This is a genomic window from Klebsiella sp. HC6, assembly GCF_022605325.1.
In the GTDB taxonomy this organism is placed as follows: Bacteria; Pseudomonadota; Gammaproteobacteria; order Enterobacterales; family Enterobacteriaceae; genus Klebsiella; species Klebsiella terrigena.
This window is the reverse complement of the sequence record NZ_CP093276.1, coordinates 3,012,078-3,033,636: the sequence shown is the minus strand read 5'-3', so window position 1 is coordinate 3,033,636 and position 21,559 is coordinate 3,012,078. Positions and strand designations below refer to the sequence as shown.

Sequence of the window (21,559 nt, the reverse complement as noted above, 5' to 3'; positions counted from 1 at the left end):
GCCGGCGAAGAGCGATTATTTCAGCCACGGTAGCGCATCGGCGGCGTAGCGATGCGCGCGGAAGGCGCTGTTTTGCTTACCGGGAATAATCCCCTTGCTAAGATGCTCCGGGTACTCATTGAAGTAAGGAATAATGTATTCCCACACCGTTTCTCCCTGCGGCGTGACTTCAAACAGGCGGCCGAAGGCGGACTCGCAGATAAAGGTATTGCCGTTGCCCAGGCGCTGGGCGCTTCCCATGTAGGGTGAGAAAAAGGCCGGCGGGAAAATATCGCGATATTGCCAGCGAATAGCCTGGGTGTGCGGGTCGAACTCCAGCACCGTGGAGTGCGGAGAGGTTACGCCGGGGCGCAGGTTGCCGTTATCGAATACCAGAATCGACCCACTATCCGTCTCGATCGGGGTGTGCTGCTGGGCGACAACGTTCGGACCCGCGTGCCAGACCACGCTGCCGGTCTTTTTATTGACGGCAATCACTCCGGAAGTGGTGCGCAGGCTCATCAGCACCAGGCCATCGCGGGTGACCGACAGACCGTTGATCATCGGCCAGTGGCGGCGGTCGAAGATCTCATGAAGCGGAAAATCTTCCGGGGCCAGATGCTCCCAGGCGCGCCATTCCCATACCACTTCACCGTCGCGATTGACCTCTTTGACGACATCGCTCTGTATGATGCCGTCCGGCGCATCGCGGCGCGGATCGCCGCCGGTGACGCGGGCGGCGATGTCAGCCGGCAGCGGAGCCGCCGCGGTATACAGCAGGTTTCCGTTCGCCAGCCACTGCGCGTCGTGGTGATGGAAGATATCCTCATAATGCCAGACCACTTCGTTATCCGGAGTGACTTCATAAAAATCGCCGCCGTGCCAGAGATCCCAGGCCGGATAGAGGCTGGCCGACGTGCGGTGGCTGCCGTTATAACCAAGGTTTCCGTTAGGCAGCAGCACGGCATCGCGTCCTGCTCGCACCGGGAGCTGCCACTGGTGCGCGACTTCTCCCCGCTCATCAACCAGATAGACCCGCCCTTCGGCGGTTTGTGGGGCAAAGAGCGTATAGCCGCCGAAGCTTTTCTCCATGTTGGCGAGGGTCAGCCCGCCCGGACGACGCCCGAGGGTGAAGGTAGGATCCTGAGATAAGTGCGCCACGTAGCCTCCTTAAGAGATGATTTCCTGGCGAAATACGCCATTAAAACGTTTTAATGAAGCAACATTAGATAGGAATGCTCGCCAGAGAGCTACGGTAAACGGCCACTTTTTTAATATGATTTTGTTATGTAATAGTGCCGAAATTCATACCCTGGAAATGTGCTACCCTGAGCGTAAAATCTCGGGAGGAACCGCCAGCCAGATGACTGCTCAAGATAAAAAACGCGCCAGGCTCATTGACGTTGCACGCCTTGCCGGCGTATCGCCCGGCACCGTGTCTAATGCGTTACATCACACCCGTTTTGTCGAACCTGAGACCCGGCAGCGCATTGAGGAAGCGATTCAGGCGCTGAACTACACGCCGAATATTCGCGCCCGCCAGCTGCGTACCGGGAAAACCAACACCATTGCGCTTCTTTCTTCCTTGCCGCTGACCATCGCTTCCGGAGCCTCAAAGCTGGGTTTTATGATGGAGGTCGCGCTTACGGCGGCGATTATCGCGCTGGAGAAGCAGCATGCGCTGATCCTGGTCCCGCCCGGGAAGAACCCGCTGGACATGGTGACCTTTGATGCCGCCATTTTGCTGGAACCCGCCGAAAACGATCCGCAGCTGCGGGCTCTGCAGCAGGCGGGGATCCCCTGTATTACCATCGGCCGAACGCCGGGAACGCCGACGCCGGTACCCTGGGTGGATCTGCATTCGGCGGCGACGGCGAAACTGCTGCTGAGCCACCTGCAGGCAGAAGGCGCCGATTGTTGCGCGCTCCTGGTCGGGCATACGCCGCGGACTTCCGCACTGGAAACCGAGGCCGCCTATCGCCTCTGGTGCGAAGGGCGGCAGGCGCCGGTTATCTATTACCTTGATGAGCAGGAAGGGGAAGCGGCTGGCTATCAGGCGGCGAGTCAGATGTTGCAGGAGCATCCCGAAGTCAATGGCGTCCTGGTCGTGGTTGATACCTTTGCCAGCGGCGCCGTGCGCGCCTTTCACGATGCGTCGATCGCCATGCCGCAGCGGATGCGCTTAGCCACCCGCTATGACGGTATTCGCGCCCGGGAATCCCAGCCGCCGCTGACGGCGGTGAACATGCACCTCGACGAGGTCGCTCGTCAGGCCGTCACGCTGCTGTTTGAAGTGCTGGCTGGCCATCACGTGAGCGGCAGCTGCGGACAGAGGCCGGAACTGGTGGTCAGAACCTCGAGCAGAGCATCCTAAGCCGCCGTGCTGGCGGCAAGGCGTACCTATTCAGGACTTGAACAAGTTCTTCAGCGTATGGGGCTGACAGCGAAGGTATTGATTAGGCACATGAACCTGAGCACCAAGCGCTGCCGCAGCATGCCAGGGCCATCTCGGATTATAGAGCGCGCCACGGGCAATAGCGATGATATCGGCATCCCCGCTTGCGACGATAGATTCCGCATGCTCCGGTTCGGTAATGAGCCCTACCGCCACAACGGGGATACCCACTGCGGCTTTAACCGCTCGTGCCAGCGGAACCTGATAACCGGGATAAACATCAATTTGCTGGGCGGGGTGCAGACCACCGCTGGAGACGTGTATGGCATCGACGCCATGTGCTTCCAGCATTTTAGAAAACGCCACGGCTTCCTCGAGGCTAAATCCGCCGTCGAACCAGTCGGTGGCGGAAATACGCACGCTGATTGCTTTATCTGCAGGGAATGCCTCGCGCACCGCATCGACTATTTCCAGCGGAAACCTGGCTCTGTTTTCCAGCGAGCCGCCGTAATTATCCGTTCGGTGGTTAGACAGCGGTGATAAAAACTGATGCAGCAGGTAGCCATGCGCAGCGTGGATCTGAATAAGATCAATATTAAGTCTTGCCGCACGTTTTGCGGCTTCAGCAAATTGGCGGCGAATTTCGGCCAGGCCGCTGTTGTCGAGGGCGGTAGGGATCGTATAGCCGTCACTATAAGGCACTGCGGAGGGCGCTAAGGTTTGCCAGCCGCCTTGCCGATCGGGCGGTATTTGACCGTGTTTATCCCAGGGTTTGTAAGTTGACGCTTTTCGGCCCGCATGCGCCAGTTGAATAGCAACGGGGATCGGTGACCATTTGCGAATAGCGGTGAGCACCTGAGCCATCGCTTGCTCAGTTTTATCATCATAGAGCCCGACATCAGCATAGGTAATTCGCCCCTCAGGCGAGACGGCTGCCGCTTCAATGGTGAGCAAGCCGGCACCTGACTGTGCCAGTTGACCCAGATGGAGCGTATGCCAGTCAGTCATACAGCCATCTTCTGCGGAATACTGACACATGGGGGCGATGACAATACGGTTTTCAAGCTCAAGATTACGGATGCGTAACGGTGTAAACAGCTTCGGGTTAGACATATATGTCGCTCCAGATTGGTCCTGGTAATGTAGCAATTTTATGCACGAATACTTATCAACATAACGCATAGCTGTCTGTAAAAGAACATCCAGACTATGCGTGGCATGCGCGCGCCGTCTTTGGTCCAAGGGTCACTTATCTGTCTTACTTTGTCCAATTTTAATAAATGCGGATGATTACTATTAGCGTTTCTACCCAGGGCGTTAATCAATCATGTGCAACTCAATCATTAAATTTAAACGGACTGAATTAGCCAGTCTGATCCTGCTATTCACCTCAGCGGCCAACGCAGCAGAGACGGAGACGATGGTGGTCACCGCATCCGGATTTGAACAGCGGCTGGAAGATGCCCCTGCGTCAGTGACCGTGATTTCAGGCGACGACCTCCGCAAGCGTTCTATCCAAAACCTGGCGGATGCCGTTCGCGATGTTGAAGGTGTCGCCGTCATCGGCGGCGCCAATGAAAATGACATCTCCATTCGCGGCATGCCGGGAGACTACACGCTCATCCTTGTTGACGGAAAGCGCCAGAGCGGTCGCGACTCCCGGGTGAACGGCAATGCCGGTTATGAGCAGAGTTTTATCCCGCCGGCTGCCGCCATTGAACGTATTGAAGTGATCCGCGGGCCAATGTCATCGCTTTACGGCTCAGATGCGATTGGCGGAGTTATCAATATCATTACCCGTAAGGTCAGTAAGCAGTGGGGCGGGTCGCTCTCCTGGGACTATGCTGCTCGTCAGCATGACGACCAGGGTAATGCGGCGAACACGCAGTTTTACCTTGCAGGTCCCCTGGTTGATGACAAGCTGGGCCTACAGCTATGGGGGCGCTATCTGGATCGTCAGGCCGATGATGATGTGCAGAACACCAACGGCTTTAGCAAAGCCGACCATAGGGACGTAACCGGGAGGCTGTCATTCGCGCCTACCGATAATCAGGAGCTGCAGCTTGAAGGCGGCGTCAGTCGCCTGAAAAACGGTGACGGTGAGAGCGCAAACTGGGCGACGCGTGAACAAAAAAATAACCGCGATCACTGGTCTGTCAGCTACGACGGCCGCTGGGACTGGGGAACATCGACGGTTTCTTTTGCTCAGGAAAAGACCAGTCGGGAAGGATTAGCCAGCCCTTCACAAAGTGACGTTTACGGCCGTAAACCCACCATCAAAAATAGCGTACTGGATGCAAAACTGATCGTGCCAACCATGTACCATACCGCCACGCTGGGGGGCCAGTGGCAGGAAAACGAGCTAAAAGACTGGAACCAGGGAGATGGTACGCGCCAGGATCATCGCTATAGCGTGGTGCAACGAGCGCTGTTCATCGAGGACGAATGGCGGCTCGCTGAGGCGTTCTCACTCACCGGTGGTTTACGCCTTGATAATCACGAACAGTACGGCAATCACTACAGCCCGCGCGTATATGGCGTTTGGTACGTCAGCGATGAGTGGACTCTGAAAGGCGGCGTCGCGCGAGGCTTTAAGGCCCCGGAAATTCGCGCGGTGATTGACGATTACGCGGTGCTGCGCCGTAATACCTGGGCCATGCTCGGTAATCCCAATCTGAAGCCTGAAACCAGTACTAATTACGAGCTTTCCGCGATGTGGTCGAATCGGGACGATCTTTCTGCCAGCGCTACGCTCTTCTACAACGACTTCCAGGACAAGCTTTCCACGCTAACGACGGATCGACGCTGGAACGGTTATATCGTGAGGTTGCCTCTCAGACGAGCGCAGCAGTGTGTCATGGCGGAGCAGTATGCAAAGCATTTCGTATCTAGTTTCAAATATAGCTCCACTTTCAATGGTAGCCAGCCACGTAGATCCAGATAATGAAAAAAGTCTGCCATAACGTCCTGCAAGAGGAAGATGGGGGATGGGTAAGTGTATGATTAATCGTAATCTGCGGCCGGTTATGAACTAAATGAACGACAGACTAAACACTGCTAGAGCAAACAGCTTCGAATCGCCTGGTCTCGCATCGCGTCATGGAATTGGTGGTACCGGGGGAGAGGTAATCCCCAAAAACAATGGATCGTTCAGAGGCGATGACGTTTATCTGGGCCATCTGTCAACGTTACTTGATGAGATGAAGTAAATGTACGACAGACCTAATGCAATAAAAGGGAAGTATCTCAAAGTTAACAACATGCTGATTTCTGTGGCCGCATGAGCGAACCATGAAGTAATGGACCCATGAATAGTATTTAACATAATATACATTATGCGTACCAAAGGTATGACAGCTAAATTGAGATATCCGTCTCGGGGCTGCGGATGTTTTCCTGGACTGTTATGTTGTGATCCCAAGATGCTGCCGGTACTTCACCGGACTCATTGCACCTAATGATAGCTTGATACGTTTCTCGTTATACCAGCGTATGTACCTGTCCAGGAAGCAGATAAATTTTTCCAGCGTGATACCAGTCCAGTTTCTGCCATAGAACATTTCGTTTTTGATACGCCCGAAGAAGCCTTCACACGCAGCATTATCCGACGAGCATCCTTTGCGCGACATGGACCTTATAAGTCCGGATGTGTTGATACGATCGAGCCAGCCCGGCCACCGGTAATGGCCACCACGATCGCTGTGTATTACCGGTTTATCATGTTCGTTGAGCGTATCGAGTGCTTCATCGAGCATCGTATTCACCAGCGTCGCGTCCGGGCGTGTTCCTATCGACCAGCTTACAACCTGGCCATCAAAGCAGTCGATAACCGGCGACAGATAGACTTTTCCAGCCGGAAGCTGGAACTCCGTAATATCGGTCAGCCACTTCTCATTTGGCCTGCAGGAACTAAAATCCCGGGCGAGTAAATTTTCCGGTGCCGGGCCGATTTCGCCACAGTAAGAGTTGTATCGTCGTCGCCTGGTGCGCTTAACAACGAGCTGCTCTTCTGCCATCAGTCTGCGGACAACCTTTTCAGAAATAACCCTGTTGTTACCGCGAAGCATCGCGTGAAGGCGCCGGTAGCCGTAACAGCGGTAATTCTCCTCAAAGATATCGGCCATGATCACGCGTATTTCCGCATACTTATCGCACAGACGTTTGCTGGCTTTGTGGTAAAAATAACAGCTGCGGGCAAGTTGCAGAACGCTTAGCAACTCAGCAACGGGGTACTTTTTCTTAAGGGCATCAACTATCAGGGTTTTCTCCCTGTTTTTCAGTGTCAGAAAGCTGATGCCCAGATCTTTTTTTATCAGTTCATTCGCCTTTGTCAGTATGTCACGTTCGAGCTGCAGCTGATGAACCTGCTGCCTGAGTCGCTGGATTTCACCGAGTAAAGCATCCTGATTTTTATCTTGAGGGGCTGCCTTTCGTTTGCGCATGGATTGATAAGCCTCGTCACTGATAAGGTCTTTCTTCCATTTGTACAGGACCGGGACGCTGACGCCTATGCTTTGTGCAACTTTACGCGCGGTTCCACGTCGGTTACAGAGCTCCCGGACGGCCTGAGACCTCTCTTCCGGGCTGAAGCATTTGTTTGTGCCTGAGCGAATGACCAGGGGACGCGCATTTGGGTAAAACTCTTCAATCCAGCGCTTTAGAATTTCGTTACTGGGGTAGCCGATGGCTCGGCGAGTGTACGACAGGCAACCACCGTGAGTAAGATAATGCTCAACAGCAGCAATTTTCTGTGTCCGTGAATAGCGTTCTCTTGGCTTTAATTCCCTGGGTAAATCGCCCTTCTCTTCATAAATCCGAACCCAACGGCCCAGCTGTTTTGTGGAAGGATATCCCAGCTCCATGACGACAACGGAGGCTTTCTTTCCGTACCGGTAATAGAGTTCGACGGCCCGGATCCGGTCCTCGTATGAATGCATAAATTAACCCCTGAAGGTCCAGGAATTCGTCCGCACTCCCCTCTGACCAAATATCCGCTCTCTACAGTCTCGCCACCGCGATCGCTGCTTTCAAAGGATGAGACTTATGGCGGCATACGGAACGGAGTTTTTCTCGATGAACGATGTAAACCGACTCAGGATCCTGCAGGACGTTATCGACCGGCGTCTTACCACGCGTCTTGCAGCAACCCGACTTGAGATCTCTGACAGGCACTGCCGCCGGCTACTCGAGCGCTATCGAACATGGACCGCTATCGCTGGTTAACCGCCGACGTGGTCAGCCTGGTAACCGACAGTTGATGCCTGGTCTCGCTGAGCGTGCGCTGCGCATCATCCGCGAACCTGTATGCCTGGTCAACAACTCACTTTTCCTGATGAGGAGTTTTCTGTGGCTATACATGACGCCGGGATGTTCACCGCGAAAGAAATCAACCGCCTCAAAATTCTTCAGGATGTAATCGATCGCAACCTGCGTCCTGGCCAGGCAGCTGAAATGCTCGCGCCATTGCAGCCGTCTGCTTAAGCGTTATCGTTATTCTGGGCCGCTTGGCATGAATAACCAGTTTAGAAAATACGACCATCATCTGGTATGAGCATAAAGCCCACAGTACAGAAAACATCTTAATAAACTAAAAATCTTCATGGACGGGCTCGCGATGGCACTATCGAGCTCCGGGCCAACGGTACTTCCCTGCCCTTTATCGCTTACGACTGCCTGGGAGAACGAGTCGTTCCGTGTATTAATTTTGCTGCGACGGATGATCGGCAGCAGGCTCGGCACCGCCTTCGGGGAATAGCCGCTGACGCAGCGTCGGTGTCTCAGTCGGGTTCCCTAACAGGCCGCGCTGTTTCAGCTCCGGGATCACCCAGCGGGCAAAATCCTCAAAACAGCCTGGAGAAAGCCACTGTGCAAGATTAATGCCATCGGTATCGCTCTCTTGCAGCCACTGCGCCAACTGCCCGGCAACGCTGGCACCGCTGCCGACAAAGGTCTTCTGCCGCCCTAGCCCCTGCTCAGGATGAAATACTTCGCGCAGCGTGCGGCTCGGTTGTCCATCCTCGCCGGCGACCATTTTCAGCAGCGAGCGGTTAGAGTTGGTCTGCTGCCATGCCAGCGGCGCATCCAGCGAATGGCCGGAAAGATCGACGCCGGTGCTGGCGCCATAATGGATCAACGCGCCCTGTAAATCATAGCGCGCGCGTCGTTCTGAATAGCGCTGCTGCGCTTCACGTTCGGTCTCTGCGGTAATGACCGTTACCGCGCTGATAAACTTAATTGCCCCCGGCGAGCGGCCAAACTCCGCCGCCCGCGACTTAATGGCCGTGACCTGTCGACGGACGCCGCTGGCGTCCAGCCCGGCGACAAACACCACCTCCGCATGACGAGCAGCAAAATCAATGCCGCGTGGCGAGCCCCCGGCCTGAAAAATGACCGGCGTCCGCTGCGGGCTGGGTTCAGAGAGGTGCGCGTCCGGTACGGTAAACCAGCGCCCCTGATGGCGGATCGGGTGGACTTTGGCGGGGTCGGTATAAAGACCCTCCGTCTTATCACGCTTCAGCGCCGCCCGCTCCCAGGAGTGCTGCCACAATTTGTAGCTAACTGTCAGAAACTCGTCGGCACGCTCGTAGCGTTCGTCATGATCGATCTGCTTTTCCAGTCCGAGATTGCGCGCCGCGCTCTCCAACTGTGAGGTCACGACGTTCCAGGCAATACGCCCATTGGTCAGGTGATCGAGAGTGGTAAATTTTCGCGCCAGCAGGTAAGGCTGCTCATAGGTAGTGGAGACGGTGATACCGAACCCCAGCCGCTTTGTCTGTGCCGCCATGGCGGAGACCAGCAGCAGCGGATCGATAAGCGGAGACTGGATGCCTTGCTTAAGTGAGGCCGCAGGGCTGCCCTGCCAGCTGTCAATCAGCCCCAGCGCATCGGCAATAAACAGGCAGTCAAAATCGTTCTCTTCCAGCAGCTTCGCCAGACCTACCCAGTACTCAATATCGGTATAACGATGGCTTTGGTCCTGCGGGTCGCGCCACATGCCGTAGTTAATGTGTGAAACTGCCGCCATCGTAAACCCGCTGAGAATAATGTTATTGCGCATGTCATTTACCGAAATAAAAAGAACTGACAATAAATAAAACCATTCTTATCGACAATTATTAAATCCGGCAAACCAAAGTCGAAAACCGCAAATTAAAAAATAGAATATAAAATCACAAATGCGCATTTATGCTCTTTTTTTTCCAGTGCTAACATCGCCTTCAGACCTGATGGAAAGACATAAAATTCAGGCAAATATTACAAAGACCTGCATTCAAAAATTGGACATCGCCATGAAAAACAATAACTTTCCATCCGGGATATTATTATCTCGTCGTAAGCTATTACAGCTTACGGCTATATCCACCACATTATTAATGGGATTAGGGCTGCCCGGTTTGTCCTTTGCTGAGGATAGCGCTGAGAAATCTCGTTATGGCAAAATATTAATTATTGGTCAGGCTCTGGAACCGACGATTTACGATCCTAACCGACAGTATTCTTATGAAACCTACCGGGTTGATAAACATATTTATGAGTCGTTGGTCGCAGAAGATCTCTCCGTACCCGCGGCGCAGGGCACCCCGCCGATCGTCCCCGGACTGGCGACCCGCTGGGAAATCAATGATGATGCAACCGTCTTTACCTTCCATCTCCGCGAAGGGGTCAAGTTCCATGACGGCACGTCGTTTGACGCCGAAGCGGTGCGTTTTAACGTGCGCCGTTATACCGACCCACAGTTTGAATACTATGACGCCCGCTCACAGGCCACCATGGCTCAGGTCTATCACGATCTGAAAGCAATTGAGGTCGTTGATCCGCTTACCGTCCGCTACACCTTCAACCAGCCTTTCCCTGATTTCCTGCGTTTCTTGCCGCAGGGCAACTGGGTTTCCGGTATTTTCAGCCCGGAGGCGCTGAAAAAATGGGGTCAGGACGGGCTGGCGGAGCACCCTACCGGCACCGGCCCGTACCGCTTTGTGCTGCGGGTACGCAACGACCGCACCGAGCTGGTTCGCAACGACGACTGGTGGGGCAAAAAGCCGTATATGGAAAGGCTGATCTTCCGTCCAATTCTCGACGGCAGCACTGGCGTCAGCGCGCTGCAATCGGGCCAGGTGGATATCCTGTCACGTACCCCGACCGACGCGGTAGATCTGCTCTCACAAAGCGGCTATACGGTGCACGACAGCACAGAGGCCAACCAGCTGTTCCTCGGCTGGAACTTTGCCAATAAATATACCAGCCAGCTGGCGGTCCGTCAGGCGGTGATTAAGGCCATCAACCGCGAAGAGCTGGTGAAATCGCTGCTCAACGGCCACGCGGTGGCGAGCTACAGCATACTCAACCGTTCTAATGAAGCTTTTCTGGCCGAGCAGAAAGACTATGCCTACGACCCGGAAGGGGCGAAAAAGCTGCTGGCCGATGCGGGCTACCAGCCCGGCGAAGTGAGCTTCACCATCATCACTTACGACCAGAACCAGCCGGTTATCGAGTGGATCCAGCGCGATCTCAGCAAGGTCGGCATTACCGTGAAGGTCGTGTCGCAGGAGTGGATCACCTACAGCTCGCATCTGGCCAACCTCGCCGATGATACCGGGCTGTTCACCATGGAGTGGGGGCTGATTAGCCCGCAGTGGCTGAACGTGGCGTGGAAAAACTACGTGGTTTCGCGGGGCAAAGGCGAAAAGGTGATTACCGGCGTCGCGCCGCTGATTGCCGAGGCCAGCGTCACCATCGACCGTCAGAAAGCGTTGACCCTGTGGCACCAGGTCAACCAGCAGTTCCAGCAGCAGGCGGCGTTCGTCCCGCTGCTGGAGCTGAACCGCGTGTTTACCACATCGCCTGCCGTCCAGGGCTTTAACGTACCGGCGCAGAACTTCTACGACCTGACCCGCGTGTGGCTGAAATCATGATACGCATCGTACTGCTTCGGCTGGCGCAGGCCGTCCCGCTGCTGTTTCTGATCTCGCTGCTGGTGTTCCTGATTGCTAAGCTGGTACCCGGCGACCCGATCGCCAACGCGCTGGCCGGCCAGCTCTCCGCCGAAGCTATCGAGCAGATCCGTCACGTCTACGGGCTGGATAAACCGGCGGCGGTCCAGTACCTGCTGTGGCTGAAAAATCTGTTCAGCGGTGACTGGGGAACTTCGCTGACCCTGCGCGCGCCGGTGGTAGAGGTACTGAGTAGCGCCTTCGCCAATACCGCCATCCTTACCGGCGCCGCGGTGCTGATGTGCCTGATCCCCGGCGTGGCGGTCGGCGTGGCGTGCGGCCTGTGGCAGAACACCCGGCGTGACCGTCTGGTGATGCTGTTGGTGCAGCTCGGCCACAACGTCCCCATCTTTTGGCTGGCGGTGTTTTTCATCTGGCTGTTTGCCGTCAAGCTGCGCTGGTTTCCGGTCTCCGGCATGTACGACATGCGCGGCGATCGCGGACTCGGCGATCTTCTGCACCATCTGTTTTTACCGGCGCTTTCGACGGCGCTGATCTCAATGCTGATCCTCGCTCGTCAGGTGCGTAACAGCGTAATTGGCATTATGAATGCCGACTACATCCGCACCTACCGTGCGCTAGGCTATCCCACCGCGCTGCTGCTATGGCGGCACCTCGGACGCAATCTTCTGGCGCCAATTGTCAGCATTACCGGGCTGCAAATCGGCTACCTGCTGAGCGGCGTCATTTTTATCGAGAAAATTTTCGCCTGGCCCGGCATTGGCACCCAGCTGTACAACGCCGCGGCTGGCCAGGACTACCCCACCATTCAGACCGGGGTGATGCTGATTGCCGCTTGCTTCCTCGCCGTCAATCTGCTCAGCGACATCCTGCAGGATTGGCTCGACCCGCGCCACCAGGGAGCCCGCTAATCATGACCACGACCCTGTTCCTGCGCCGGCTCTCCCGACACGGGCTGGCACTGTTCGGCCTGTTTATTTTGCTCACCGCGCTGCTGGTCTCTCTGCTGGCTCCGTGGCTTTCGCCATACGACCCGCTCGCTTCGTTTGACGGCCTGCGCCTGGCGCCGCCGGGAACGCCGGGTCATTTACTCGGCCTGGATAATCAGGGGCGCGACGTACTGAGCCGAATCATCTGGGGCGGGCGTAGCCTGCTTACGGCTTCGGTGCTGCCGATTATCTTCGCCGCGCCGATTAGCCTCGCGCTCGGCATGCTGGCAGGTTTTCGCGCCTCGGCCTTTTCCGAACTGATTATGCGCAGTATGGACATGCTGTTCGCCTTCCCGATGGTGCTGTTGGCCATCGGCCTCTCAGCGGTGCTGGGCAGCGGCTATCCGACGCTCATCATCACCCTGATTTGCAGCGTCATTCCCTACCTCACCCGCGTGGTCTATCGGGATACTCGCGCCGAGGCGGCGAAAGAGTACGTCGAGGCGCTACGCGCCCAGGGGGCGTCGACCGTCGACATTCTGTTCCGTGAAATCCTGCCCAACGTGGCGACGCCGCTGCTGGTTTACACCACCTCGTTGCTCGGCGGCATGGTGGTATTTCTGGCCGGCCTCAGCTTCCTCGGCCTCGGCGTACAGCCACCGCAGGCGGACTGGGGACGCATGGTTGGCGAAGGCGCGCAGATGATGATCCTCGGTGCGCCGCACGTCGCTACCGCTCCAGCCCTGGCGATCGTGCTGCTGTCGTTGGCTTTTAACTGGCTGGGGGACGGCTTGCGCGATCTCCTTGACCCTTACCAATAAGGAGCGGCAACCATGAGCCTGCTGCAGATTGCCCACCTTAACGTGCTTTTTCACCGCCAGAACGTGCAGGCGGTGGACGATGTCTCCCTGACCGTTGCTCCCGGAGAAGTGCTGGCGCTTGCGGGCGAATCCGGTTCCGGAAAAAGCGTCACCGCCGCCGCCATTCTCGGCCTGCTGCCTGCGGGCCAGGCGACGGTCAACGGCAGCATCGCTTTTGACGGCCAGCCCTTGTTGCACCAATCCACCGCGCGGCTTAATCGTCTGCGCGGACACGATATTGCGATGGTGTTTCAGAACTCGCTTTCCACGCTCGACCCGTCATGGCGAGTGGGCAAGCAGCTGCAGCTCAATCTGCGCCGCCTGCATCCGGCGCTGGGGCGGCGCGCTCTGCGTGATGAGGCGCTGACGTGGCTTACCCGGATGAAAATCCGTCAGCCGGAGCAGGTCATGGCGCTCTATCCGCACCAGCTTTCCGGCGGTATGCGCCAGCGCATCCTGATTGCCCTCGCCGCCATGTGCCGCCCGCGGCTGCTGATTGCCGATGAGCCCACCACCGCGCTGGACGCCACCGTGCAGCGCGAGGTGCTCCAGTTGCTCAAAGAGCTGTGCCAGCAGCAGCAGATGGCGCTGCTGATCATTACTCACGATTTCGGCGTGGTGGCCGCGTTAAGCGACCGCGTCGCAGTTATGCAGCACGGGCGCATCGTTGAGCAGGGGTCAACGGCTGACCTTATCGCCGCGCCGCAGCACCCGTATACCCAATCGCTGCTGGCGGCGGTACCGTGGCCGAACACCACGCCGGTGGCCGAATACCACGACGAAGACGGGCCGCTGCTGCAAACCCGCGGATTGGGAAAAGATTTCTGGCGCCGGGAGACGCAGGGCTGGTGGCCGAAAAAGGTGGCCGTTACGGCGGTTAACGACGTCAGCCTGACCGTTCAGCGCGGCGAAATTGTCGGCATTATCGGCAAGTCCGGGTCCGGAAAATCCACCCTGGCGCGGCTGCTGGCGCAGCTGATCCCAGGCGATCGCGGCGAAATGCGCTTTGCCGGCGAGCTGGTGAGCAACAAGGATAAAGACAGCATCACTACTCTGCGTTGTCAGCTTCAGTGCGTCTTTCAGGACAGCCTGGCCTCATTCAACCCGCGTCTGACGCTGGAAGAGCAGCTGGTTCGCCCGCAGTTCCGTCTTGGCACGGTCGCACAGCGCCCGCAGGCGGTAGCGCGCGCCAGGTCCCTGTTTAGCGAAGTTGGGCTGGACGTCGCTCTGCTGCAGCGCTATCCGCACCAGCTCTCCGGCGGTCAGCGCCAGCGCGCCAATATCGCCCGCGCCCTGGCGGTGAATCCCCGCTTCCTGCTGCTCGACGAACCCACCTCCGCGCTGGATCTCACGGTACAGGCGCAGGTAATGGCGCTGCTCACTCGTATGCATCGCCAGCACGCCCTGACCTGCCTGTTTATCAGTCACAACCTGGCCCTGGTCGCGCAGTTTTGCCAGCGCATTGTGGTGATGGCCCGCGGCCAGATCGTGGACGACTTCCCGCGCCACGCGCTGTACGCCGCGGATCGTCATCCGATCACCCGGCAGCTGCTGGCCGCCAGCTACCTGCTGCCAACGGGCGCGACGGACGCGGCGTTAAAACGTTTTGCCTGACCCATTTTTATAAGGACGCACCATGACAACCGCAAAAAAACAGCTGTTATTCAACGGCTTTATGATGAACGTCGTCGGCCATGTCTCCGCCGGACTGTGGCGGCACCCCGATGACCGAGCCAGCGAATACACGACTCTCGACTACTGGCTGCACATTGCGCGCCTGCTCGATGAGGCCGGTTTTGACGCTATGTTTATCGCCGACGCGCTGGGGCAGATAGACGTCTACCAGGGCAAACCCGATGCCGCGCTGCGTACCGCCGCGCAGTCGCCGGTCAACGATCCGCTGCTGCTGGTCTCGGCGATGGCCGCCGCCACCCGACAGTTGGGGTTTGGCATCACCGTTTCAACCACCTACGAGCATCCGTATCTGCTGGCGCGCAAGTTCACCACGCTCGACCACCTGACCAAGGGGCGAGTGGCGTGGAACATCGTGACGTCGGTGCTGGAGTCCGCCGCGCGTAACCTCGGGCTGGAAAAACAGATGGACCACGACGAACGCTACGAGCGTGCGCAGGAGTTCCTTGAGGTGACCTACAAGCTGTGGGAAGGCTCGTGGGAAGACGATGCGGTACGCCGTGACCGCGAGGCGGGCGTCTATACCGACCCCGCCAAAGTCCACCCGATCCGCCATCAGGGGCGCTGGTTTACCGTGCCGGACGCGCACCTCTCTGAACCCAGCCCCCAGCGAACGCCGGTGCTGTTCCAGGCAGGCACCTCTGACCGGGGTCGTCTGTTTGCCGCACAGAATGCCGAAGTCGTGTTCCTCGGCGGCACCACGCCGCAGTCGATCGCGCAGAATATCGACAAAATTCGCACGCTGGCGCATGAACAGGGGCGCGGCGCCGAGGCAATTCGCTTTATCACCGCCATCAGCGTGGTGGTCGATGAGGACGATGCCAGGGCACACGCCAAATTCCAGGACTACCTCAACTACACCAGTCAGGAAGCGGCGCTGGCGCTGTTCTCTGCCTGGACGGGAGTGGACTGGTCCGGCTGGTCGCTGGACGAGCCGCTCAAATATATCGAAACCAACGCCAGCCGTTCGGCGCTGGCCGGGCTGACGCGCATTGACGCCGAGCGCCAGTGGACGGTGGGCGATATCAGTAACTACATCGGCATCGGCGGCATTCACCCGACGCTGGTGGGTAGCCCGCAGAGCGTCGCCGACCAGCTGGAAGCCTTTGCCGACGCCTCCGGAGTTGATGGCTTCAACCTCGCCTACGCCATCAGCCCCGGCAGTTTCGAAGATTTTGTCCGCTGGGTGGTGCCGGAACTTCAGGCGCGGGGACGCATGCGTCAGGCGGACGGTACGTCGCTCACCCTACGCGAACGCCTGCAGGGTCGCGGGCAGCAGCGGCTGCGCGACGATCACCCCGGCACCCGCTTTCGTCAACTAACAGACGGCTATCCTCAGGAGGTGCAATGAGTATCCATCTGCACTGGTACCTGCCGACCAATGGCGACAGCCGGGGGATCGTCGGCGCAGGCGATGACTCTCAGCACATCAGCGGCATCAGCGGCATCAGCGGCCAGTTCCGCCCCGCCACCCTCGATTATCTGATCGATATTGCCCGCAGCGCAGAGCGCCTGGGCTTTGAAGGCGTACTGACACCGACCGGCAGCTGGTGCGAAGACGCATGGCTCAGCACCATGGCTATTAGCCAACACACCGAGCGGCTGAAGTTTATCGTTGCCTTCCGTCCGGGTTTTATTTCGCCAACGCTGGCCGCTCATCAGGCGGCAAGCTTCCAGCGGCTGACCGAGGGACGGTTGATGATCAATATCGTCACCGGCGGCGATCCGGTTGAGCAGCGCCGCTACGGCGACCGGCTGGATCACGACCAGCGCTACGCCCGCAGCGGCGAGTTTATCGCCGCGTTTAAAGGCGTTAGTCACGCCAGGAGCAGCGGCCAGCCGTTCGATTTTCACGGCGAGCACTATCAGCTTGAGCAGGCCACCCTGCTACCCTCGCCGTGGTCAGTGCCGCCGGTGTTCTTCGGCGGTTCCAGCCCGGCTGCCCAGCAGGTTGCCGCCGCGCAGGCCGACACCTGGATTAGCTGGGGCGAACCGCCTGAACAGGTCGCGCAGCAGCTGGCGACGGTGCGCGCGCTGGCCGCCGCCCAAGGGCGTACGCCGAGCTTCGGCATCCGCTTTCACGTCATCAGCCGCGACAGCGAAGAAGAGGCCTGGCGTGAGGCCGCCCGCCTGCTGCTCGGCATAACCCCGGAGCGCATTCAAAGCGCCCAGCTGCTTTTGGGGCGCACCGAATCCGTCGGGCAAAAGCGCATGAGTGCTCTGCTTGACGATATTCAGGCCGAGAAGGTAACGCCGGAAAACGTCCGTCTGCTGGAGATCGCCCCTAACATCTGGAGCGGCTACGCGCTGGTGCGCGGCGGCGTAGGTACCGCCATCGTCGGCAGCCACCAGCAGGTCGCGGAGAAGATCCAGGCCTTCCACGCGCTGGGCATTGAACACTTTATTTTATCCGGTCAGCCGCATCTTGAAGAAGCTTACTGGTTTGCCGAGGGCGCAGGTGCCCTGCTACGCCGCAGCGGACTGCTGCACTCACCACTCCAACCATAAAAAAACATCGCCCCTAAGAGAGGAACTATGAGCCATGCTCAGGACATTTATGCAGGACTTAACCACCAGGAATTCGTCCACTGGAAAGTAGTGGCTCAGGAAGTCGCGGACCGTCTCTATGCCACCTTGCTGGAGCGCGATCGCGCCAATAAACATCCGTTTGAAGAGATAGACTGGCTGCGTCAGAGCGGCCTGCTCAAGCTGGCGGTGCCGAAGTCGCTGGGCGGTGGAGGGGCGAATCTGGTGCAGGCGCTGGAGATTGGCCGCATTATCTCTGCTGCCGACGGCTCGATCGGCCAGCTGATCGCCTACCACTACTCCAACGGTGTCTGGAGCTACATTCTCGGCAACCGCGAGCAGTGGGAGTTTATCGCCCGCGGCGTCGCCAACGAAGGCTGGTTCCAGTCGAGCATCAGCAACCCGCGTGACCCGCGCCTGAAGCTGGAATGGGACGGTAGCGATCTCTACGTCACCGGGCGTCGCACTTTTGCCACTGGCGCTGCCGTTTCGCAGGTAATGACCATCGCTGTATGGATAGAGGATCGGCTGGTGCAGTACCAGGTTACCGCCGATCGGCCGGGGATCGTCTTTAACGATGACTGGGACAACCTCGGCCAGCGCCTGACCGCCAGCGGTACGCTGGAGTTCAACCGCGTGCGTCTTCAGGAGAAAGATCGCCTCACAGGGCTGGAGGAGAAGCCGGAGAGCGCGCTGCTGCGCAACGCCCTGCGCAACCAGTTCAGCCAGTTGATTTTTGTCCACTTCTACCTCGACATTGCCGAAGGCGCGCTGAAGCAGGCCGCCGCCTATTTCCGTGACACCGTACGCCCGTGGCCGGAGTCCGGCGTGGAGAGTGCGCTGGAAGACCCGTATCACCGGCTGAAAGCGGGCGAGCTCTCCTCCGATCTCGCCGCCGGTATCGCGCTGGCGGAAAAAACCGCGCACGCCTTCCAGGATGCCTTCCATGCCGGCGACGATCTCACCGAAACCCAATGGGGCGAACTGGCGCTGCTAACCGACCAGGCCAAGGTCATTGCCAACAACGTGGCGCTAAAAATCAGCAACGAGATCTTTGAGCTGACCGGCGGGCGATCCACCAGCAATCAGTACGGGCTGGACGTTTTCTGGCGTAACGTGCGTACCCACACGCTGCACGATCCGGTGACCTATCGTACGCGAGAAGTGGGCGACTACGTGCTGAGCGGCAAGCTGCCGACGCCGCGCGTCTACTCGCCGCCGAAACGCTAAGGAAGCGACGATGCCGGAGATTCGGATTATCTATGACCCCGCCGAGCTGCTCGCTGCCGCGACGCTGTTTCGCCAGGCGATGTTCGGCCTCCCCGGGGGCGTCACGCCGGTGGAGGCGTGGGCCGAACGCTACGTGGTGCCGGGGCGCGTTTATACCGCTTCGTTCGACGGCCAATTAGCGGGCACCAGCAACAGTTTCCCCGGTGAACTGACTCTGCCGGGCGGCCAGCGCGTGCCGCATGCCGCCGTCACCCACGTCGGCGTCCTGCCCCACTTCAGCCGTCGCGGCGTGCTGCGGGCGCTATTCAGCCAACAGCTGGCCGATCTTTACCAGCAGGGGGTTGCCGTCGCCACGCTGCGCGCTTCGCAGGGCACCATTTACGGGCGCTTTGGCTACGGTATCGCCACGGCTATTCAGGATCTTAGCGTTGATAAACGCGAGCTGTCATCGCTGCCCGCCGCCGAAGGTGATATTCGCCTGCTGCCTTACGCCGACGCCTGGGAGGCGCAACAAACCGTCGTGACGCGCTACCCGCAGCGCCACGCCGGCACGCTGACCCGCTGGCCGCAGTGGTGGGCGCTCCAGCAGCATCGTCTGGCGCACAGCAGCCTGAACCATTATGTGGCGCTGGCGCTCAAGGATGGCGAGCCTCAGGGCTTTGTGCGCTATCACGCCAGGCCCGACGACAACTGGTTGTACAGCGCTGAGCGCACGCTGGTGGTTGACGATCTGCACGCCGCTGACCCGCAGATAGCCGCGCAGCTGTTCGGCTATCTGCTGCAGCTTGATATCGCGCGCTATATCGAACTGCCGCACCGCCCGGTGGATGACGCCCTGCCGCTGCTGCTGGCAAATCCCCGCGCGGTGCAGCAAGTCAGGCGCGTCGACGAAAGCTGGCTGCGAATCCTCAACGTCGAGCGGACGTTTAACGCCCGAGCCCTTGGCGACGGCGAGGCGCTCACGCTGGCGATTGATGACCCTCTGATTGAGGCAAACCGCGGCGTCTGGCGGCTATCGTCTAACGGCATTCAGCGCAGCGCCGGCCAGGCGGATATCTCGCTGGGTATCGATGCGCTTGCCATGCTGCTGCTCGGCGAATACACCGCTCACCAGCTCGTGGCCGCACGCCGTATTCAGCCTCACCACACGCAGTCCACCGCGCGTTTGACGCGCTTGCTGGCCTGTCATGAACATCCCTGGTCGGGAATTTTCTTCTAACTTTTTCTGGAGATTTTTTGATGCACAGCATTCGTTGGCCCCTGATGGGCCAGGCCCTTTTTGTTGCCTTCATTACTAGCGCAATGGTTCCGGCGTTTGCCGAAGAGGCTGCGCCGCAGCCCGGTGGCACGCTGAAGATTGCCTCATTACAGCCGGATCTTGACGCCTTCGATCCGCTGACCGGCTACTCGGTTGACTCGTGGGAGATCCTGCGGGCGGTCACCCGCCAGCTGGTCACCTACCCCGGCTCGACCAGCAGCCTGAAGGATGACACCACGCTGGTTGGCGATCTGGCAAAATCATGGGACGTCAGCGCCGATGGCAAAACTTACACCTTCCACCTGCGCGACGGTATTCGCTTCGCCGGGCCGACGACGCGGCCCATTGTGGCAAAAGACTTCGTCTACGCTATCAAGCGTTTCTGCGATCCCAACAAGCAGGTGGCGGCGGTGAACTACTTTAACCTCGCTTTCTCCGGGTTTGCCGATTACTGCCAGGCGTTCAGTAAGGTCGCTACCGGCGATCTTGCCGCCAGCAAGGCGTTCATTGACGGCCACGAGATTGCAGGCGTCAGCGCGCCAGACGACAAAACGCTGGTACTGCGCTCCGACAGCAAAAACTACGACTTCCTCAACATTCTGTCGATGAACTTCGTCACCCCGCTGCCGGAAGAGGTCGCTTCGCGCTACTTCCCGGACTCACAGGAGTTTCGCAAGAACTTTCCGTCCAGCGGGCCGTATGAAGTCGCCAGCTACGCCAGCGGCCAGAAGCTGGTATTAAGCAAAGTGAAAGACTACAACCACGCGGAGGACCCGGCGCGTAAAGCCTGGGTTGACGCCATCGAGGTGAGTTTTACCGGCAACAACGAAGACAGCGTGATGCAGCGTATTCAGGCGGGCGATGCGGATCTGTCGCTGTACCTTGACGTACCGCCGCAGGCCGCGGTTCGTCAGTATCTACTGAAAAAGAGCCCGTATCTGCACGCCGCCAACAGCGGTGCGGCGAACTTCATCGCCATTAACGCTCAGCCGCAGGCGAAGAGAGCCGGCGCAACAGCCCTGCGCGACCTGCGCGTGCGCCAGGCGTTGGCCTACGCGGTGAACAAGTCGCACCTGGTGCAGGCGCAGGGTGGGAAAATCGCCGCGCTGCCGCTGGGGCAGATTATCACCAGCACCCTGCTCGGCCATGAGCCGTTCGATCCGTACGCCACCACGGACAGTAAAGGCGACCCGGAAAAAGCCAAAGCGCTGCTGAAAGAGGCCGGACTGGCGGATGGGCTGACGTTGGATCTGGTCTATCGCGCCAATAACCAGTTCAGCACCCTGGCGGTGATCCTCAAAGAAGATCTGGCCCGCTCGGGGATTCGCCTGAACCTGATCCCGGTGCCGCCGCCGCAGTTTATGTCGTATTTACAAAGCCCGGAAAACCGCTGGGATCTTGCACTCGGCCAGACCTCCCCTGACTGGCAAGGTCCGGCGACGCGCATGCTGCTCGGAGGCTGGCTGAATTCAGATGCTTCGCCATGCGGGCGCGGCAACGTCTACGCCATCTGCTACAGCAACGACAAGCTGAACCAGTTAGCGAAGCAGGCCTACAGCTCGGACAACCCAGGCCCTATCTGGCAGGAGGCTGACCGCCTGGTCTCCTCTGACCTGCCGTGGATCCCGCTGTTTGAGAAACGCCGCATTGCGGTGACGTCTGAGCGCGTCACAAACTGGACGTGGTCTTCGCTGGCGACCCAGGCCGATATCACCAATATTGCGCTGAAGCCTTAAGGG

16 protein-coding genes and 1 pseudogene are annotated in these 21,559 nt (G+C 58.6%); 13 read left to right on the top strand and 4 right to left on the bottom strand.

The genetic code is table 11. The features are described from left to right. Positions 1 to 15: 15 nt before the first annotated feature. Positions 16 to 1,140, bottom strand: coding sequence for an aryl-sulfate sulfotransferase (locus MMW58_RS14805; protein ID WP_241721485.1), 1,125 nt, complete (start codon positions 1,138 to 1,140; stop codon positions 16 to 18). A gap of 202 nt (positions 1,141 to 1,342) precedes the next feature. On the opposite strand from MMW58_RS14805, the gene MMW58_RS14800 reads away from it, so the two are divergent. Further along, positions 1,343 to 2,353: a LacI family DNA-binding transcriptional regulator gene (locus tag MMW58_RS14800; protein WP_241721484.1), complete on the top strand. Its 1,011-nt coding sequence runs from the start codon at positions 1,343 to 1,345 to the stop codon at positions 2,351 to 2,353. 30 nt (positions 2,354 to 2,383) lie between these two features. On the opposite strand, the gene MMW58_RS14795 is transcribed toward MMW58_RS14800, so the two are convergent. After that, positions 2,384 to 3,487, bottom strand: a complete 1,104-nt coding sequence (locus MMW58_RS14795) for an NADH:flavin oxidoreductase/NADH oxidase (RefSeq protein WP_241721483.1) — start codon at positions 3,485 to 3,487, stop codon at positions 2,384 to 2,386. 214 nt (positions 3,488 to 3,701) lie between these two features. Between MMW58_RS14795 and MMW58_RS14790 the strand changes: the two genes are divergently transcribed. Next, entirely contained in the window at positions 3,702 to 5,318 is a 1,617-nt protein-coding gene (locus tag MMW58_RS14790; RefSeq protein WP_241721482.1) for a TonB-dependent receptor domain-containing protein, read from the top strand. A 460-nt stretch (positions 5,319 to 5,778) separates the two neighbouring features. Here the strand turns inward: MMW58_RS14790 and MMW58_RS14785 are convergent, their stop codons facing one another. After that, entirely contained in the window at positions 5,779 to 7,311 is a 1,533-nt protein-coding gene (locus MMW58_RS14785; protein WP_004118819.1) for an IS3 family transposase, read from the bottom strand. Positions 7,312 to 7,417: 106 nt separating this feature from the next. Here MMW58_RS14785 and MMW58_RS14780 point away from each other — a divergent pair. Then, a pseudogene (locus MMW58_RS14780) lies at positions 7,418 to 7,670 on the top strand (helix-turn-helix domain-containing protein); the annotation flags it as partial. A gap of 8 nt (positions 7,671 to 7,678) precedes the next feature. Beyond that, positions 7,679 to 7,855, top strand: coding sequence for a hypothetical protein (locus tag MMW58_RS14775; RefSeq protein WP_241723792.1), 177 nt, complete (start codon positions 7,679 to 7,681; stop codon positions 7,853 to 7,855). Between the two features lie 217 nt (positions 7,856 to 8,072). Here the strand turns inward: MMW58_RS14775 and MMW58_RS14770 are convergent, their stop codons facing one another. Next, positions 8,073 to 9,431: an LLM class flavin-dependent oxidoreductase gene (locus tag MMW58_RS14770; protein WP_241721481.1), complete on the bottom strand. Its 1,359-nt coding sequence runs from the start codon at positions 9,429 to 9,431 to the stop codon at positions 8,073 to 8,075. Between the two features lie 337 nt (positions 9,432 to 9,768). On the opposite strand from MMW58_RS14770, the gene MMW58_RS14765 reads away from it, so the two are divergent. From MMW58_RS14765 to MMW58_RS14725, 9 genes are read left to right on the top strand one after another with little or no spacing between them, the layout of a single operon-like run. Next, entirely contained in the window at positions 9,769 to 11,286 is a 1,518-nt protein-coding gene (locus MMW58_RS14765; RefSeq protein ID WP_241721480.1) for an ABC transporter substrate-binding protein, read from the top strand. Further along, the gene (locus tag MMW58_RS14760) at positions 11,283 to 12,236 is read left to right on the top strand and encodes an ABC transporter permease (protein WP_045858055.1); all 954 of its coding nucleotides are present in this window, start codon (positions 11,283 to 11,285) and stop codon (positions 12,234 to 12,236) included. Before MMW58_RS14765 ends, MMW58_RS14760 begins: the two co-directional genes overlap by 4 nt. Positions 12,237 to 12,238: 2 nt before the next feature. After that, positions 12,239 to 13,075 (top strand): ABC transporter permease, encoded by an 837-nt coding sequence (locus MMW58_RS14755; protein ID WP_241721479.1) that lies wholly within the window; start codon positions 12,239 to 12,241, stop codon positions 13,073 to 13,075. Between the two features lie 12 nt (positions 13,076 to 13,087). Next, positions 13,088 to 14,728, top strand: coding sequence for a dipeptide ABC transporter ATP-binding protein (locus MMW58_RS14750; RefSeq protein WP_241721478.1), 1,641 nt, complete (start codon positions 13,088 to 13,090; stop codon positions 14,726 to 14,728). Between the two features lie 22 nt (positions 14,729 to 14,750). Next, positions 14,751 to 16,157, top strand: coding sequence for an LLM class flavin-dependent oxidoreductase (locus MMW58_RS14745; RefSeq protein ID WP_241721477.1), 1,407 nt, complete (start codon positions 14,751 to 14,753; stop codon positions 16,155 to 16,157). After that, positions 16,154 to 17,314 carry an LLM class flavin-dependent oxidoreductase gene (locus MMW58_RS14740; RefSeq protein ID WP_241721476.1) on the top strand — a complete coding sequence of 387 codons (1,161 nt, stop codon included), beginning with the start codon at positions 16,154 to 16,156 and terminating at the stop codon, positions 17,312 to 17,314. The genes MMW58_RS14745 and MMW58_RS14740 overlap by 4 nt, the downstream gene beginning before the upstream one ends. Before the next feature lie 27 nt (positions 17,315 to 17,341). Next, entirely contained in the window at positions 17,342 to 18,562 is a 1,221-nt protein-coding gene (locus MMW58_RS14735) for an acyl-CoA dehydrogenase family protein (protein WP_241721475.1), read from the top strand. A 10-nt stretch (positions 18,563 to 18,572) separates the two neighbouring features. Further along, positions 18,573 to 19,781 carry a GNAT family N-acetyltransferase gene (locus MMW58_RS14730; protein WP_241721474.1) on the top strand — a complete coding sequence of 403 codons (1,209 nt, stop codon included), beginning with the start codon at positions 18,573 to 18,575 and terminating at the stop codon, positions 19,779 to 19,781. Between the two features lie 20 nt (positions 19,782 to 19,801). Beyond that, the gene (locus tag MMW58_RS14725; protein WP_241721473.1) at positions 19,802 to 21,556 is read left to right on the top strand and encodes an ABC transporter substrate-binding protein; all 1,755 of its coding nucleotides are present in this window, start codon (positions 19,802 to 19,804) and stop codon (positions 21,554 to 21,556) included. The last annotated feature ends 3 nt before the right edge of the window (positions 21,557 to 21,559 follow it).

Coding starts and splice junctions, on each gene's coding strand:
- MMW58_RS14800 (WP_241721484.1), top strand. CDS start 1,343: ATGACTGCTCAAGATAAAAAACGCGCCAGGCTCATTGACGTTGCACGC.
- MMW58_RS14795 (WP_241721483.1), bottom strand. CDS start 3,487: ATGTCTAACCCGAAGCTGTTTACACCGTTACGCATCCGTAATCTTGAG.
- MMW58_RS14790 (WP_241721482.1), top strand. CDS start 3,702: ATGTGCAACTCAATCATTAAATTTAAACGGACTGAATTAGCCAGTCTG.
- MMW58_RS14785 (WP_004118819.1), bottom strand. CDS start 7,311: ATGCATTCATACGAGGACCGGATCCGGGCCGTCGAACTCTATTACCGG.
- MMW58_RS14775 (WP_241723792.1), top strand. CDS start 7,679: ATGCCTGGTCAACAACTCACTTTTCCTGATGAGGAGTTTTCTGTGGCT.
- MMW58_RS14770 (WP_241721481.1), bottom strand. CDS start 9,431: ATGCGCAATAACATTATTCTCAGCGGGTTTACGATGGCGGCAGTTTCA.
- MMW58_RS14760 (WP_045858055.1), top strand. CDS start 11,283: ATGATACGCATCGTACTGCTTCGGCTGGCGCAGGCCGTCCCGCTGCTG.
- MMW58_RS14755 (WP_241721479.1), top strand. CDS start 12,239: ATGACCACGACCCTGTTCCTGCGCCGGCTCTCCCGACACGGGCTGGCA.
- MMW58_RS14750 (WP_241721478.1), top strand. CDS start 13,088: ATGAGCCTGCTGCAGATTGCCCACCTTAACGTGCTTTTTCACCGCCAG.
- MMW58_RS14745 (WP_241721477.1), top strand. CDS start 14,751: ATGACAACCGCAAAAAAACAGCTGTTATTCAACGGCTTTATGATGAAC.
- MMW58_RS14740 (WP_241721476.1), top strand. CDS start 16,154: ATGAGTATCCATCTGCACTGGTACCTGCCGACCAATGGCGACAGCCGG.
- MMW58_RS14735 (WP_241721475.1), top strand. CDS start 17,342: ATGAGCCATGCTCAGGACATTTATGCAGGACTTAACCACCAGGAATTC.
- MMW58_RS14730 (WP_241721474.1), top strand. CDS start 18,573: ATGCCGGAGATTCGGATTATCTATGACCCCGCCGAGCTGCTCGCTGCC.
- MMW58_RS14725 (WP_241721473.1), top strand. CDS start 19,802: ATGCACAGCATTCGTTGGCCCCTGATGGGCCAGGCCCTTTTTGTTGCC.